Below are 16244 nucleotides of genomic sequence, written 5' to 3'. Positions count from 1 at the left end.
ATTTGCAGTAGAATAAACTCACCATGACTATGAATTCAATTTACGAGGAGGATATCCACAATGGCAAAGGAAAAATTTGACCGCTCCCTGCCGCACGTTAACATCGGTACCATCGGCCACGTTGACCATGGCAAGACCACGCTGACCGCGGCGATCACCAAGGTTCTGGCTCTCGAGGGCGAGGCTGAGTATCAGGCGTACGACTCCATCGACAAGGCGCCGGAGGAGAAGGAGCGCGGCATTACGATCAATACCGCTCACGTTGAGTACCATACCAAGAACCGTCACTATGCGCACGTTGACTGCCCGGGCCACGCCGACTACGTTAAGAACATGATCACCGGCGCTGCTCAGATGGACGGCGCGATCCTGGTTGTTTCTTCTGCTGACGGCCCGATGCCGCAGACCCGTGAGCATATCCTGCTTGCTCGTCAGGTAGGCGTTCCGTATATCGTTGTATTCATGAACAAGGTTGACCAGGTTGACGACGAGGAGCTGCTCGATCTCGTTGAGATGGAGATCCGCGATCTGCTGTCCTCCTATGAGTTCCCGGGCGACGACATTCCGGTAATCCGCGGTTCCGCGCTGGGCGTTCTGACCTCTGACTCCACTGATCCGAACGCGCCGGAGTACGCTTGCATCCGCGAGCTGATGGATGCTGTTGACTCCTATATCCCGACGCCGGACCGTGCGGCTGACAAGCCGTTCATCATGCCGGTTGAGGACGTATTCTCCATCACTGGCCGTGGTACGGTTGCTACCGGCCGTGTCGAGCGTGGCCAGCTGAAGATGGGCGAGGAAGTTGAGATCGTCGGCCTGATGGACGCGCCGCGTAAGACCGTTGTTACCGGCATCGAGATGTTCCGTAAGCTGCTGGACTACGCTGAGGCTGGCGACAACATCGGCGCGCTGCTCCGCGGCATCCAGAAGACCGAGATTGAGCGCGGCCAGGTTTTGGCGAAGCCGGGTTCCATTCATCCGCACACCAAGTTCCACGGTCAGGTTTACGTCCTGAAGAAGGAAGAGGGCGGCCGTCATACTCCGTTCTTCAACAACTACCGTCCCCAGTTCTACTTCCGCACCACTGACGTTACCGGCGTTATCGCTCTGCCGGAGGGCGTTGAGATGTGCATGCCGGGCGACAACGTTGAGATGGACGTTGAGCTGATCACCCCGATCGCGATCGAGGAAGGTCTTCGTTTCGCTATCCGTGAGGGTGGCCGTACGGTTGGTTCGGGCGTTGTTACCAAGATCAACGCCGACTAATTGGCAATCATTAAACTCCCATGCTTCGCATGGGAGTTTTTTCTTGTCTAAAGCGTGCGGGCGTGCGACACAATAGCTGTGAGGAGGGATGCTTGATGAAAAACGAGCATGAGGTTTCTGCCCAGCAGCTGGAATCCGCAAAAAAGAATATTGAATGGATGGAGCGGAGCAAACCGAGCGTTGCGGCGCGCAGCAGCGAACATGAGATCAGTAACTGTCACCGCCAGAAAGACGTTCAGACGCAGGGGGAGGCGCTGCCGCCGCATGAGCGGAACTGCGGACGGGCGCATCCGATGCGCGGCACGAACAGCGAGGATCTGACCGAGTGGTGCATTGAGCACGAGACGTAAAGGGCAAACGGACGGTGCGGGGGCTGCGGACGCGAAGCCTGCAGCCCCCGTTGTGCGGCGGTATTTTACTTTTTTGCCGACTTGTGATACAATTAATATAACGCCGCGTAACATGAAGCCCGCCCGCGGCATAGGCTGAAAGCAGGAGGGGAAAACCATGTCTGTTTTCTGGCAATCTGTGCTGGCGGTATTTGCTGCGGTAGGGTTTTATACCGTTTTGCACACCGTGTATGAAATCGTTTTTGTACGTATGCTGCGGCTGCACGGCTCGGCGGAGCTGACGCTGTACGGGGATGGCTGCGACGCGTCGAGCGAGCAGCTGATCCGGACCGCCCTGCGGATCCGTAAGCAGTATCTGCCCGGCATGTCTATCACATTCGTCGAGATCGGCAGCGGACAGGGCCAAAATGTGGCGAAGCATATGGCGGCGCGGCAGGACATGATGTATTTGGAATGACACGGAAGTAGAGGAACATATCGGGTGGACGAAAGAGAATACGTATTGATACGCGGCACGGTGGAACAGATCGTTTTCTATAATCAGGAAAACGGTTACGCCGTGCTGCGCCTTGCGTCCGAAGAGGGGGCGGAGGTAACGGCGACCGGCACGTTCCCCAATATCGGACCCGGGGAACAGGTAATCCTGACCGGTTATTGGGTTACACATCCCTCCTATGGAGAGCAGTTCGCCACAGAAGCGTTTGAGCGGCGTCTGCCATCGTCCGTGCGCGGCATCGCCGAATACTTGGGTTCCGGACTGATTCGCGGTGTGGGGCAGCGCCTGGCGGCGCGGATCGCGGAGCGCTTTGGGGAAGATACCTTTGACGTTCTGACACATGCTCCCGACCGCCTGACTGAGATCAGGGGGATTACGGAAAAGAAAGCGCGGGAAATCGGCAGGCAGTTTATCGAGCAAAGCGAAATGCGCCTGCTGATGGATTTTTTGAGCGAGCATAACCTGCCGGTATCGCTGACGCCGCTGCTGTATAAGCGGTTGCATGACAGTGCGATCGACGCGTTGTGTGAGAACCCATATCTGCTGTGCGATCCGTATTATGATGTTGAATTCCGTATCGCAGACGGGCTGGCAATGGAGCTGGGGCTGTCGTTGCTGTCGGACGAACGGGCAGACGCGGGCGTGCTGTATACCCTGACGTTTAACCTGGATAACGGGCATACGTTCATACCGATGGAAAAGCTGACCCATACGGTCTGCGTGCTGCTGTCGGATGAGGATGTGGAGTTTGATGAGGCGCGGGCGCTGGAGAGCATCCTGCGGCTGAGCGAGCGCGGGAAACTGGTGCGGGAACAGATTGCGGGCAGGGACGCGGTCTATCTGCGCAGCATCCATGACGCTGAAGCCTATCTCGCAGAGATGCTGGGCGGTATGGCGGAGCGCTGCTTTTTGTATGACTTTGACGTGGACGAGCTGCTCGGCGCGCTGATGGAGGGCAGTGAATTTCCCTATTCGGAAAAGCAGAAGCAGGCCATTTCCGTGGCGGCGCGCAGCGGGCTTGTGATCCTGACCGGCGGGCCGGGTACGGGCAAAACGACCACCGTGCGCGGCATCCTGCAGGTTTTTGAGGCATTGGGACTGCACACGCTGCTCGCGGCCCCAACCGGACGGGCGGCCAAACGCTTATCCGATCTGACCGGTATAGAGGCCAGAACCATCCACCGGCTGCTGGAAGCCGGCTTTGCCGCCGGAGGGCGCACCGCCTTTGCGCGTAACCTGACGAATCCGTTGGAATGCGACGCGGTGATTCTGGACGAGGTATCCATGGTGGATATCACGCTGATGCAGGCGTTGGTCGAGGCGCTGCCGCATGGGGCGCGGCTGGTGCTGGTGGGTGACGCGGACCAGCTCCCGCCGGTGGGACCGGGGAATTTCCTGCGGGATATGATCGGCTCACACCGTGTTCCGACAATTGGGCTGACCGAGATTTTCCGGCAGGCGCAGAAATCCGATATCGTGATGAATGCGCATGCGGTCAATGCGGGCCGAATGCCGGTCCCATCCGGCGCGGACGGAGACTTCTTCTTCCTCAAGCGCTCCGAGCCGTCCGCGGTGATCGAAACGGTCGCGCAGCTTTGCGCGTCGCGCTTGCCGAAGCATTACGGCTTTACCCCTGCGCAGATTCAGGTGTTGTCGCCCGCCAAGCGGCAGGGGAGCGGCACGGTGGCGCTCAACCGGCGCTTACAGGAAGCTCTCAATCCACCTGCGGAAAGCAAGTTGGAAAAGCGCTTCGGGGACTGGATATTCCGCGAGGGGGATCGGGTGATGCAGGTGCGCAACAATTACGACATCGTATGGGAGCGTCGGGAGGACGAGGAGCAGGGGACCGGCATATTCAACGGCGATGTTGGGGAAATACTACAGATATTCCCGCAGCAGGAATGCATGGTCATCCGGTTTGACGACCGCATCGCAACCTACACCTATGATATGCTGGGCGAGCTGGAACTGGCGTATGCGGTCACGGTACACAAGTCGCAGGGCAGCGAGTTTGACGCGGTCGTACTGGCGCTGTCCGACGGGTTGCCGCGCCGCCTGCTGACGCGCAACATCCTTTATACCGCGATCACGCGCGCCAGGCAGCTTCTGGTGATCGTCGGCAGCGCGGATACAGTCGCTTATATGGTGGAAAACAACCAGAAAGGCAGGAGGTACAGCGCGCTCAAGGCGCGTCTGCGCGCGGAACCGACGCCGAATGCATCGGTTCTCGGATAAAACGCAGGGAAATGTTGTCGATTTGACAATATTTTCGCAAATAGCCTTGAAAACCGACTGGTGTATGGGGTATAATAAAAACACTGCAAATCGGCGGTAACAGAGCAAAAAGGATGAATGAAGATTATGGCTTCTTTTCTGGAAACATTAGCGAAAAAGTTTTCGCTTTTTTCGAGTGATATCGGCATTGACCTCGGCACGGCGACGGTTCTGGTCTACGTTAAGGGGAAGGGCGTGGTGCTGAACGAACCATCGGTTGTCGCGGTGGATAAGGTGTCGGGCAAGATCCTGTCCGTCGGCGCGGAGGCGCAGAAGATGCTGGGCCGCACACCGGGCAACATTATTGCCATCCGTCCGCTGCGCGAGGGTGTGATTTCAGACTATGAAATGACCGAGCGCATGATCAAGGAATTTATCCGCAAGGTGCAGGGCTTCCGCCTGTTTAAGCCCAACGTGGTGATTTGCGTGCCTTCGATCATCACCGAGGTCGAGGAACGCGCGGTGATCGATGCCGGCACCCAGGCGGGCGCAAAGCGTGTTTTCCTGATCGAGGAGCCGGTCGCGGCGGCGATTGGCGCGGGCATCGATATTGCAAAGCCCAACGGCAACATGGTGGTCGATATCGGCGGCGGTACGACCGATGTTGCGGTTATTTCGCTCGGCGGCATCGTGGAATCCACTTCGATCAAGATTGCGGGCGATAAGTTCGACGAAGCGATCGTCAAATATGTCCGCCGAAAGCACAACGCCCTGATCGGCGAGCGCACTGCGGAGCAGATCAAAAAGACCATCGGCTGTGTTTATCCGCGTACGGAAGAGGTATCGATGGAGGTCAAGGGGCGCTGCCTGATGACCGGCCTGCCGCGCACGTTCTCGGTCAACTCGACCGAGGTGCTGGACGCATTGGAGGAAGTCAGCGCGTCGATCGTCGAGGCGATCCACTGGGTCATCGAGCGGACGCCGCCTGAGCTGACCGGCGATATTTCGACCAACGGCATCGTGATGACCGGCGGCGGTTCGCTGATCTGGGGCTTCGACAAACTGGTCGCGTCCAAGACCGGCATCCCGACCCACATCGCGGATGAAGCGATTTCCTGTGTCGCTTACGGCACGGGCAACTGCTTGGAGAACCTGTCCGGCATGCAGGATGGAACGATGAACCTTTCGCGGCAGCGTCAGATGATGCAATAAACGGGCGCAAAGCCTGTGTCCATATGCTACGCAGCAGTATAGCGTTGCCGAGGCTTGCATCCAGTAAAGGCAAGGCAAAAAACACCCGCCATTGGACGGGTGTTTTTGATGGAGCGGTGCGGAGGCAGGTAGATGACAGAACAGCAAAAATATATGAAAGCAGCGCTCCGTCTCGCCCAAAAGGCGGCGGAGGAGGGCGAGGTGCCGGTGGGCGCGGTGGTTGTTTGCGAAGGGAAAATCGTCGGCCGCGGCCGGAACCGCAGGGAGACCAAAAAAAACGCGCTCCATCATGCGGAGATCGAGGCCATCGAAAAGGCGTGCAGAAAGCTGGGCGGCTGGCGGCTGCATAAATGCGACCTGTATGTTACGTTGGAGCCGTGTCCGATGTGCGCGGGCGCTATCATCAACGCGCGGATCAAAACGGTATATTACGGGGCGCCCGATCCGAAAGCCGGCTCATGCGGCACGCTGGTCGACCTGTTCGCGCTGCCGTATAACCACAGGCCGACGGTCGTTTCCGGCGTGATGGAGGAGGCGTGCGCAGCGATCCTCAGAGACTTTTTCCGCGCGCTGCGGGAAAAGCGCAGGCGGCTGCGATTTCAGGAGAAATCAGACGTCGCGGACGTTTGAAAATATAAAGATGTAAGTTTTATAAGGGGTATGTAGCAATGCAAAGAGAAAGATTGGGCTCACGCTTGGGCTTCATCCTGCTCTCGGCAGGGTGCGCCATCGGCGTGGGAAATGTATGGAAGTTTCCATGGATGGTAGGCCAGTACGGCGGCGGCGCGTTTGTCGTGTTTTATGTACTCTTCCTAATCATCCTGGGGCTGCCGATTATGACGATGGAATTTGCGGTGGGCCGCGCCAGTCAGAAAAAGTCCGGTGCGCGCTTATCAGGCGCTGGAAAAGCCGGGGCAGAAATGGCATATCCACGGTTATCTGGCCATGATTGGCAACTACCTGCTGATGATGTTTTACACGACCGTGTGCGGATGGATGCTGCATTATTTCTATCTGACCGCTTCCGGACGGTTTGAAGGGGCGACGACCGAACAGGTGCAGGCAGTATTTCCCGAAATGCTTGGCCAGCCGCTTGTGATGGGGGGCTGGATGGTCGTTGTCGTCGTTGTGGGTTTCGCAATCAATTCGTTTGGACTGCAGAGCGGCTTGGAGCGTGTGACCAAGGTGATGATGCTCGCGCTGCTGGCGATCATGGTGATTCTGGCGGTGAACAGTATCCTGACGGAAGGCGCAGGCGAGGGACTGAAGTTCTACCTGATTCCGGACCTGAACCGGATGCAGGAAGCTGGCATTGTCAATGTCATTGTCGGCGCGATGAACCAGTCGTTCTTTACGCTGTCTCTGGGCATTGGCGCGATGGCGATTTTTGGAAGCTACGTTGGTAAGAGCCGCGCCCTGCTGGGTGAAGCGGTCAATGTGGCAATCCTGGATACATTTGTTGCGTTCACCGCGGGTCTGATTATTTTCCCAGCCTGCTTTGCGTTTGGCGTTTCGCCGGACAGCGGCCCGAACCTGATTTTCGTCACCCTGCCGAATATTTTCAATCATATGGCGATGGGCCGGCTGTGGGGCAGTCTGTTCTTTGTGTTCATGGCGTTTGCGGCGTTTTCCACGGTCTTGGCTGTTTTTGAAAACATCATCTCCTGCGGCATGGACCTGACCGGCGCTGGCCGGAAAAAGGTTGCAGGGGTGAACATCATCCTGATAATCCTGCTCTCGCTTCCCTGTGTGTTGGGCTATAACATCTGGTCGGGCTTCCAGCCGTTTGGCGAGGGGACCGCTGTGCTGGATCTGGAGGATTTCCTGGTTTCCAACATTTGGCTGCCATTGGGGTCGATCATATATCTGCTGTTCTGTACCAGCCGTTATGGCTGGGGCTGGAAAAACTTTAAGGAGGAGGCCAACGAGGGCGGCGGCTTTAAGGTGCGCGATGGGATACGTGTCTATGTCAGCTATATCCTGCCGCTGATTGTGCTGGTGATTTTCGTGCTGGGAATAAAGGACAAGATTTTGCTCCTGTTCTCTTGAAAACGGTGGTGCAGTATGATATAATAATTTTGCTGCACCAAATATGCCGGTGTGATGGAATTGGTAGACGTAGTGGACTCAAAATCCACCGCTGGCGACAGCGTACCGGTTCGAGTCCGGTCACCGGCACCATACTGTATTTTTTACAGGTTCATATTAAAAAAACACTGCACGAAACGTGCGGTGTTTTTTAAGTATACAGGAAAACGCCGCGGCATCGGGAATAATTCGGACGAAGCGGTGCGGCGGGATGGAAAGGACGGGCGACGACAATGCACAATGAGCTGACCGCGCAGGATATTGCAATGATGCAGAAGGAGCTGGAGCACCGGAAGCTGGAACTGATGCCGGAGCTGATTGAGGAGGTCAAAAGGACGAGGGCGTTCGGGGACCTGAGCGAAAACTTTGAATATAAAGCGGCCAAGCAGGCGCAAAACCGCAACCGCAGCCGGATCCGCTATTTGGAGCGGATGATCAAATCCGCTCATATCATAGAAGACCGCGCGGGTGCGGATGAGATCGGGCTGTTCGATAAGGTGGAGCTGTACTTTGAGGAGGACGATGAAATCGAAACGATACAGGTCGTGACCACGGTTCGGTGCGACCCGCTGCAGGGGCGCGTCAGTCGGGAAGCACCCTTGGGCAAAGCGGTGCTCGGCAGAAAGGCGGGGGACCGCGTGAAAGTGGAAACCGATGACGGGGCGGCCTATACGGTCGTCATACGGTCCATCACGAAAGAGATGGACGATGGGAACGGCACGATCCTCTGAATGTGCTGCGCGGCATGGAATATCGGGCATCCGGTTATCCGCAGATGTTTTGCATATTTCATGGATTTGTGGTATGATAACAGGGAGAGAATGAATGACAGGGGAAACATTGGTGCTTTCCAATAAAAGCAAGGCGATCGGCTTCATCCTGCTTTCCGCGTTGGGGTTTGCGATGATGAGTGTTTTCGTCCGCTTGGCGGGCGATCTGCCTTTTACACAAAAATCCTTTTTCCGCAACGCGGTTGCGATGGTCGTGGCAGCGGTGCTGCTCAAACGCGATGGGAGCGGATTCCGGTGGGAGAAAGGGAATCTGCCTCTTTTGCTCCTGCGCGCGTCATGCGGCACGCTCGGCATTTTCTGCAACTACTATGCGATCGACCGCCTAGTTTTGGCGGACGCGAATATTTTGAATAAGATGTCGCCCTTTTTTGCGATTTTATTTTCCCTTTTCCTGTTGAAAGAGCGGGCTAACCTGTTTCAATACGGGATGGTCTTGGTGGCGTTTGGCGGGAGCATGCTGATCATCAAGCCCAGATTTTCGGCAGAGGCGTTTCCGGCGTTTATCGGCCTGCTGGGCGGTATCGGTGCGGGCGCGGCTTATACCGCGGTCCGCGCGCTTTCCCAAAAACAGGAGAAAAGCGCGCGGATCGTCTTTTTCTTCTCCACTTTTTCGACGCTGGTCACGCTGCCGTTTCTGATTTTTGATTTCCATCCGATGTCCGGGCTACAGTTTGTGTATCTGCTGGGCGCTGGCTTTGCGGCCACGCTGGGGCAGTTCGGCGTGACGCTGGCTTATGCGCATGCGTCGGCAAAGGAGATTTCTGTGTTTGATTATTCCCAGGTTTTGTTTACCGCGTTATTCGGCTTCTTCCTGTTCGGCCAGATTCCGGATTGGATGAGCGTCGTCGGCTATGCCGTGATCTGCGGCGTTTCAGTCGTCACATTTTTATATAACCGGACCGTGGAAAGCAGGGGGCAGGCGCGTGGACCGGTATGAGGTGGTTCGCTCCCGCCGGCGGACGCTGGCGGTCGAGGTGCGGCGGGATGGCGCGGTGGTGGTGCGTGCGCCGCTGCACGTTCCGGAGCGGGAGATCGCGCACTTCGTGAGCAACCAGGCGGCTTGGATTGACCGTGCGCGCGCGAGGCAGGCGTTGCGTCGGGAGGCACATCCGGAGCCGGACGCCGCGCGCTGTGTAGAACTGGAAGCGCAGGCTCGGGACGAGATTCCGCGTCGGGTGGCGCGGTATGCAGAACGGATGGGGTTGCGGCCGACTGGGATAAGGATTACCGCCGCGCGGACGCGGTTCGGCTCCTGCAGTGCGAAAAACAGGCTGTGCTTTTCCTGGCGTCTGATGGATTATCCGGACGCCGTGATTGATTATGTGGTCGTGCATGAGCTTGCGCACATTGTCCATAAAAATCACGGCCCCCGTTTTTGGGAGCTGGTGGAACGCTATATGCCGGATTACAAGCGTCGTCGCGCCATGCTGCGCGAATAGGAACAAAGGAGTGGAAAACGAAAAATGACGATTGCGGAGATTGCACAGCGGGCAGGGGTATCCAAGGCGGCGGTTTCCCGCTACCTAAATAACGGCTATATTAGCTCGGAAAAACGCGAGGCAATCCGCCGTGTCATTGAGGAGACCGGATATATCCCATCCCAGCAGGCGCAGACTTTGCGCACGGGAAAAAGCCGTATGATCGGCGTGATCGTACCGCGCATCGATTCCGAGGCGGTCAGCCGTGTGGTGGCCGGTATTTCACGCATATTTGAGGAGCAGGGTTACCGCTTACTGCTGGCCAACACCGAGAACCGGATGGACAAGGAACTGGAATATCTGGAGGTGTTCCGAACGGGAAACGTGGACGGCGTACTTCTGGTGGCAACGATCCTGTCGCCGGCGCATCGAAAGGCGGTGCAGGCGTGCAGCGTGCCGGTTGTCCTGCTGGGGCAGCAGATGGACGGGGTGACCTGTGTTTACCACGATGACCGTGGCGCGGCCTATGCGGTCACTCGGCTGATGCTACAGGGCGGCAGGAAAAAGCTCGGCTATATTGGCGTGACCCAGCGGGACAGGGCGGCGGGTGAGTCCCGACGGGCGGGTTTTTTGGATGCGCTCCATGAAGCAGGGCTGGAAGAAACGGCGTCCCGCATGGAACAGAGCGATTTCTCTATTGACGGAGGCTACGCCGCAGCGGAGCGCATGTTGCAGCGCGCAAACGATGTGGACGGGATTTTTTGTGCAACCGATTCCATAGCGATTGGCGCAATGAACCGGCTCGAGCAGTATGGACGGCGTGTGCCGGAGGATGTTGCGCTGGCAGGCATTGGCCATTCGAGGCTAGGCGAATTGATCCGTCCGCGGCTCACGACCGCGCATTACTATTACCAGACCAGCGGTGAAGAGGCAGCAAAAGATCTGATTGAAATGATTGAACAGGGGATGGATCGCAAAAAACAGCTCAAGTTAGGCTTTGAAATCCGTTTGGGAGAAACGACCTGAAGCGGAAAACCATAGAAAAGGGTGCAGCCGTTCCCGCTAAGGCAGGAGCGGATTTTTTTGTGTAAAATGGGGTATCCTGAAAGGGGGTTGGATGAAATGCGCAAAAAGAGAGCGGGATATTTGGACAGGATTGCGGATTTACAAAGGCATGCATAAGGCGTATAATTAACCTATAAAATGAAATCGATTTCACAAAAAGAAAGGGAGAATCGCGGTGGATTACAAAAAAGCGGCGGCCGGAGTGCTGGAAAGCATCGGCGGGAAAGAAAACATCATTTCGGCGGCGCATTGTGCAACGCGCTTGCGCCTTGTGATCGCGGACAACGGCAAGGTTGACAAGAAAACGCTGGAAAACGCGGAAGGCGTGCAGGGCGTATTTGAGGCGCAGGGACAGCTTCAGATCATTTTCGGCACAGGCACGGTAAACAAGGTGTACGATGAATTCATCGCGCAGTCCGGCGCGGCGGCGGTCAGCAAGGACGAGGCAAAGGCGCAGGGCGCGCGGAAAGGCAACTGGTTCCAGCGCGCGATCAAGACGCTGGGCGATATTTTCGTGCCGATCATTCCGGCGATCGTGGCGTCCGGCTTCCTGATGGGCATTATGGAGTCGCTCAAGTTCATGGTGAACAACGGCTTCATCGAGCTGGACAGCACAAGCTCACTGTTTGTGTTCGCGGATCTGTTTTCCAATGTTGCGTATACGTTCCTGCCTATTCTGATCGCATTTTCAGCGGCCAAGGTTTTTGGCGGCAACCCGTTCCTCGGCGCGGTCGTCGGCATGATTATGATTCACCCCAGTCTGCAAAACGCATGGACGGTAGCGGACGGTGTGCAGACCTATCAGGAGGTGTTTTTCGGCTTATACGAGGTGCCGCTGGTCGGTTATCAGGGGCATGTCATTCCGGTCATCATCGCGGTGTGGGTGATGTGCTTCCTGGAAAAGCGGCTGCATAAAATCGTGCCGCCGATGTTCGACCTGTTCGTCACCCCGCTGGTTTCTGTGTTTGTGACCGGATATCTCACGCTGGCCGCAATCGGGCCGCTGTTCACGACGGTGGAAAACTTTGTGATCGACGGCGTGCAGTGGCTGATTGCGATTCCGTTCGGCATCGGCTCGTTTATCATGGGCGGGCTGTATGCGACGACCGTCGTTTCCGGTATCCATCATATGTATACCATCATCGACCTCGGCCAGCTAAGCGCATACGGCCTGACGTTCTGGCTGCCGCTGGCCAGTGCGGCGAATGTGGCGCAGGGCGGCGCGGCGCTGGCGGTCGCGATCAAGACCCGCAATAAAAAACTCAAATCCATGGCCCTGCCCGCGTCGCTGTCGGCGTTCATGGGCATTACGGAACCCGCGATCTTCGGTGTGAACCTGCGCTTTTTCCGTCCGTTCATCGCCGGTGCAGTTGGCGGCGCGTGCGGCGCGCTTTACGCTTCGATTGTCAGGCTGGGTGCGACGGGTACGGGCGTAACGGGCATCTTTGGCATCCTTCTGCACCTGCACCATCCGATCCAATATATCCTGACCGTCGGCATAGCGGCGGGCGTTGCGTTTGCGCTTTCCTGGATCATGGGAATCCCTGAGGAGGCGAGTCAGCCGCAGCCGTATCCGGCTGCGGCGCCGGAAGCGGCACAGCCGGCGGCCGTGCCGCAGGGCAGGATGGTAACGGTGGCCGCGCCGCTGACCGGCGAGGCGGTCCCGCTTTCCAAAACCGGAGATCCGGCGTTTGCAGCTGAGGTTTTGGGGAAAGGCGTTGCGGTAAAGCCTGCGGAAAACAGGATATATGCGCCCTGTGCGGCGGAGGTCACGGCAGTCATGGGCCATGCGATCGGCCTGCAGTGCGATAACGGCGTGGAGCTGCTGATCCATGTGGGTATTGATACGGTGAACCTGAACGGCAAGCATTATACCGGCCACGTGGTGGAGGGGCAGCGCGTGCAGGCAGGCGAGCTGCTACTCGAATTCGATGCGGAAGCGATCGAAAAAGAGGGCTATAAGACTATCACGCCGGTGATTGTGACCAATTCGGACCAGTATGCGGCCGTTGAACTGTCGCTGGGCTCGGTAACGGCAAAGCGGGATACGCTGCTCACGCTGGCCGCGCAGGAGGAGGATGCATGAGCAACGCATTACACAGGGACTTGGCGCGTCTGGTCGAGCGGGTCGAACGCGAAGACGGACCGCGCGCTGCGGCGGACCCCTACCGCCAGCGGTTCCATCTGATGCCGCCGGTGGGCTGGCTCAATGACCCGAACGGCCTGTGCCGGTGCGGGGAATGGTATCATGTATTTTACCAGTACGGCCCGTTTGACGCGGCGGGCGGTGTCAAGCACTGGGGGCATTACCGGAGCCGCGATCTGCTGCAGTGGGAAAAGCTGCCGGTCATGCTCTATCCGGATGAGCCGTGGGACGTCCACGGCGTATATTCCGGCTCCGCGCTGGTCGAGGATGGAGTCATGTATCTGTATTACACCGGCAACGTCAAGCAGGCGGGGGATTATGACTATATCACAGCGGGACGCGGGCATAATACCGCACTTGCCGTCTCGCGGGACGGGGTATCGGTGCAGTCCGACGAGCTGCTGCTCACCAACGCCGATTATCCGGCCGGACTGACCTGTCATGTGCGCGACCCCAAGGTATGGCAGCAGGATGGGATGTATTATATGGTGCTGGGTGCGCGCACGCTGGACGATCGGGGCGAGATATTGGTATTCGAGTCCGCGGACAAACGGCGGTGGAGGCATCGCAATACGCTCACCACACCGGAAAAGTTCGGCTATATGTGGGAGTGTCCTGACCTGTTCGGGCTGGAGGGACTGTCCTTTCTGGTCTGCTCGCCGCAGGGGGTTGACCGCCAGGGCGATCGATACCAGAATATCTATTCCAGCGGTTATTTTCCGCTGCACGGGGATTTTCGGGGCGAGTACATGCTCGGTGGCTTTACCGAGCTGGACTGCGGCTTTGATTTCTATGCGCCGCAGTCGTTCGAGGACCGCGGCCGCCGCCTGATGATCGGATGGATGGGCATGCCGGACGCGGAGTATCAAAACCCGACCGTGGAGAGCGGCTGGCAGCACTGTCTGACCGTGCCGTGTGAGATTTCCCGTGACGGCACACGGCTGCTGCGGTATCCGGTGCCAGAACTGGAAAAGCTCCGTCAGGAGCGCGTTGCACCGGAAAACGCGAAGGTGTTCGATCTGGAATACAGCCCGCAGGGCGCGGGAAAGCTTGTCATTCGGGAGAGCCTTGTGGTAGAATGGGAGGGGAACCGGATAACCCTGTCTTTCCAGTCGGGAGATGCGGGGCGCACCATGCGCCGCGCCTGCGTGGAGCGGGAGGTCGAGCATTTGCGCATCCTTGCGGATGCGTCCTCGGCAGAGGTGTTCGTAAACCGTGGCGAGCGGGTGCTTTCCACCCGCTATTATCCGGCGCCCGAGGCGCGCGGCATCGCGTTTACAGGAGCAGGGGAGGCTGCGCTGTGGGCGATGGGCGCGCTGGAAATCCAATAGCAGGTGGAATGGGAACCATGTATCAATTGCTTGCGCTCGACCTGGACGGTACGCTGCTGGACCGGTCGAGCCGTGTGACCAAACAAAACGCCCGCGCCGTGCGCCGCGCGCAGATGGCCGGCGTGAAGATTGCGCTTTGCACCGGACGTCATCTGGCGGATGCTCGGCTGTTCGGCGAACAGCTTTTCGCGCCTGCGGACTGGGCGGTCACGGTAAACGGCGCGTTGGTCAGCCGGCTGGATGGGTCGGAAATCGTGCTGTCCGCCGGGCTGGACCAGCGGGATTGCCGAACCATATTGGAGGTGTGCAGCCGCTATGCTTCCGACCCTTGCTTTTATACAGCGGAACGGCTGTATTTTGGCGACGGGTTCAACCGCTTTTTTGACGAGCTGAGGCGGCACGGTTATCATATGGTCAGCCGCCAGTGGGATGGCGCGGTCTATGTGAAAGAGATGGCGGATTGGGAGGCGCTGCTGGAGGAAAAGGAGCTTTCCTTTTCCAAGGCGATTTTGTACCACCGTGACCCGTCTGTTGTGGACGGCATGATGCACGCGCTGGAGGCGACCGGACGGTTTGAGCTTGCGCCATCCGTGATGTACGGGGGCGCTTTGAAAAACGTGGAGGTCAACCGGAAAGGCGTACACAAGGGCAGAGGGCTGGAGCGGCTTGCCGCGCATCTCGGTTTTTCCATGCAGCAGGTGATGGCGGTCGGAGACAGCGATAACGACTTGACCATGCTGCGGCAGGCAGGCCTGAGCGTGGCGATGGGGAACGCGCCCGCTCACATCCGCGCCGCTGCGGATGCCTGCACGGCGGATCATACGGAAAATGGGGTCGCGAGGGCGATAGAACGGTATTTGCTGGAGGAACGGATATGAAAAAGGTTATGGCGATCGGGGAGCTGCTCATTGACTTTGTGCCGCAGCAGAAAGGCTGCACGCTGGACGAGGTCACCCATTTTGAGCGCGTGGCGGGCGGCGCGCCTGCGAATGTCGCCGCCGCGGTCGCGCGGTTGGGCGGCACGGCGGGCATGATATCCCAGGTCGGCGAGGATGCGTTCGGTACGCATATCCTCAAGGTCCTGCAGTCCAACGGCGTGGATACCGGAAACGTGTTTCGCACCGGAAAGGCGAACACCGGTCTGGCCTTTGTATCCCTGGACGCTTCCGGAAACCGTGAGTTCTCCTTCTTCCGCAATCCCTCGGCCGACCTGTTTTTGTGTGAAGAACAGATCACGCCCGCCATGTTTGCGGACTGCGCGGCACTGCATTTCTGTTCGGTGGACCTGGTGGACTGGCCGGTCAAGGCAGCGCATCGCCGGGCGATCGGCCTGGCGCAGGAAGCTGGCGCGCTGATTTCTTTTGACCCCAATGTGCGTCTGCCGCTGTGGGAGCGTCCGGAGGACTGCCAGGCCGCGATACGGGCGTTCCTGCCGTTTGCCGACCTAGTCAAGCTGTCGGATGATGAGGTGGAGTTCGTGACTGGCTGCAAAGAGGAGCGCGAGGCTGCGCGCAGGCTGTTTGCGGGCGGCTGCCGCATGCTGCTCGTTACGCGCGGGGCGGACGGGGCGGCGATCTACACACGCGGCGCGCACGCGGAAACCGAAACGATTCCGGTTCCTGTTACGGATACAACGGGCGCGGGCGATTCTTTCATCGGTTCGTTTCTGTACCAGCTGACACGGGACGGGGTTACGGCGGAGCAGCTCGATCGGCTTTCGGAGGAACGGCTGGCCTCCTACTTACAGTTTTCCGCGCGGTATGCGTCGCTCACCGTACAGCGCAAGGGAGCGGTGATGGCGACGCTGGAGGAGCTTCGGCGGGCCTATCCGGATAAAGAATAAAAAAGCGGTCTGCGTTTCGGGCGC

14 protein-coding genes, 1 tRNA gene and 1 pseudogene are annotated in these 16244 nt (G+C 58.2%); all 16 read left to right on the top strand.

Annotated features, from left to right (window positions below; all coding sequences use genetic code 11):
• Positions 1–60: 60 nt before the first annotated feature.
• The 16 genes and pseudogenes from tuf to RX717_RS09180 all read left to right on the top strand — a co-directional run bounded on the left by tuf (position 61) and on the right by RX717_RS09180 (position 16220).
• The gene (gene tuf / locus RX717_RS09255) at positions 61–1266 is read left to right on the top strand and encodes an elongation factor Tu (protein WP_054327681.1); all 1206 of its coding nucleotides are present in this window, start codon (positions 61–63) and stop codon (positions 1264–1266) included.
• 95 nt (positions 1267–1361) lie between these two features.
• Positions 1362–1616 carry a hypothetical protein gene (locus RX717_RS09250; protein ID WP_054327680.1) on the top strand — a complete coding sequence of 85 codons (255 nt, stop codon included), beginning with the start codon at positions 1362–1364 and terminating at the stop codon, positions 1614–1616.
• Positions 1617–1773: 157 nt separating this feature from the next.
• Positions 1774–2073 carry a hypothetical protein gene (locus tag RX717_RS09245; protein ID WP_107632056.1) on the top strand — a complete coding sequence of 100 codons (300 nt, stop codon included), beginning with the start codon at positions 1774–1776 and terminating at the stop codon, positions 2071–2073.
• Positions 2074–2097: 24 nt separating this feature from the next.
• Positions 2098–4347, top strand: coding sequence for an SF1B family DNA helicase RecD2 (recD2, locus tag RX717_RS09240; protein WP_107632057.1), 2250 nt, complete (start codon positions 2098–2100; stop codon positions 4345–4347).
• A 126-nt stretch (positions 4348–4473) separates the two neighbouring features.
• On the top strand, positions 4474–5538 hold the full coding sequence (locus RX717_RS09235; RefSeq protein ID WP_054327675.1) for a rod shape-determining protein: 1065 nt from the start codon (positions 4474–4476) through the stop codon (positions 5536–5538).
• Between the two features lie 132 nt (positions 5539–5670).
• Positions 5671–6168, top strand: coding sequence for a tRNA adenosine(34) deaminase TadA (tadA, locus tag RX717_RS09230; RefSeq protein WP_107632058.1), 498 nt, complete (start codon positions 5671–5673; stop codon positions 6166–6168).
• A gap of 38 nt (positions 6169–6206) precedes the next feature.
• A pseudogene (locus tag RX717_RS09225) lies at positions 6207–7587 on the top strand (sodium-dependent transporter).
• Between the two features lie 45 nt (positions 7588–7632).
• Positions 7633–7719, top strand: a tRNA-Leu gene (locus RX717_RS09220).
• A 140-nt stretch (positions 7720–7859) separates the two neighbouring features.
• Positions 7860–8357 (top strand): GreA/GreB family elongation factor, encoded by a 498-nt coding sequence (locus RX717_RS09215; protein ID WP_054327673.1) that lies wholly within the window; start codon positions 7860–7862, stop codon positions 8355–8357.
• 94 nt (positions 8358–8451) lie between these two features.
• Positions 8452–9354 (top strand): DMT family transporter, encoded by a 903-nt coding sequence (locus RX717_RS09210; RefSeq protein WP_107632059.1) that lies wholly within the window; start codon positions 8452–8454, stop codon positions 9352–9354.
• The gene (locus tag RX717_RS09205; protein ID WP_107632060.1) at positions 9341–9856 is read left to right on the top strand and encodes a M48 family metallopeptidase; all 516 of its coding nucleotides are present in this window, start codon (positions 9341–9343) and stop codon (positions 9854–9856) included. The genes RX717_RS09210 and RX717_RS09205 overlap by 14 nt, the downstream gene beginning before the upstream one ends.
• 24 nt (positions 9857–9880) lie before the next feature.
• Positions 9881–10861 (top strand): LacI family DNA-binding transcriptional regulator, encoded by a 981-nt coding sequence (locus RX717_RS09200; protein WP_107632061.1) that lies wholly within the window; start codon positions 9881–9883, stop codon positions 10859–10861.
• Positions 10862–11075: 214 nt separating this feature from the next.
• Positions 11076–12986 carry a PTS beta-glucoside transporter subunit IIBCA gene (locus tag RX717_RS09195; protein WP_107632062.1) on the top strand — a complete coding sequence of 637 codons (1911 nt, stop codon included), beginning with the start codon at positions 11076–11078 and terminating at the stop codon, positions 12984–12986.
• Positions 12983–14377 carry a glycoside hydrolase family 32 protein gene (locus RX717_RS09190; protein WP_107632063.1) on the top strand — a complete coding sequence of 465 codons (1395 nt, stop codon included), beginning with the start codon at positions 12983–12985 and terminating at the stop codon, positions 14375–14377. Before RX717_RS09195 ends, RX717_RS09190 begins: the two co-directional genes overlap by 4 nt.
• A 17-nt stretch (positions 14378–14394) precedes the next feature.
• Positions 14395–15255, top strand: a complete 861-nt coding sequence (locus tag RX717_RS09185) for a Cof-type HAD-IIB family hydrolase (RefSeq protein ID WP_159068215.1) — start codon at positions 14395–14397, stop codon at positions 15253–15255.
• The gene (locus RX717_RS09180) at positions 15252–16220 is read left to right on the top strand and encodes a carbohydrate kinase family protein (protein ID WP_107632065.1); all 969 of its coding nucleotides are present in this window, start codon (positions 15252–15254) and stop codon (positions 16218–16220) included. Before RX717_RS09185 ends, RX717_RS09180 begins: the two co-directional genes overlap by 4 nt.
• The last annotated feature ends 24 nt before the right edge of the window (positions 16221–16244 follow it).

The organism is Intestinibacillus sp. NTUH-41-i26 (assembly GCF_032769475.1).
Lineage (GTDB): Bacteria > Bacillota > Clostridia > Oscillospirales > Butyricicoccaceae > Agathobaculum > Agathobaculum ammoniilyticum.
This window is presented reverse-complemented; position numbering and strand designations above follow the sequence as displayed.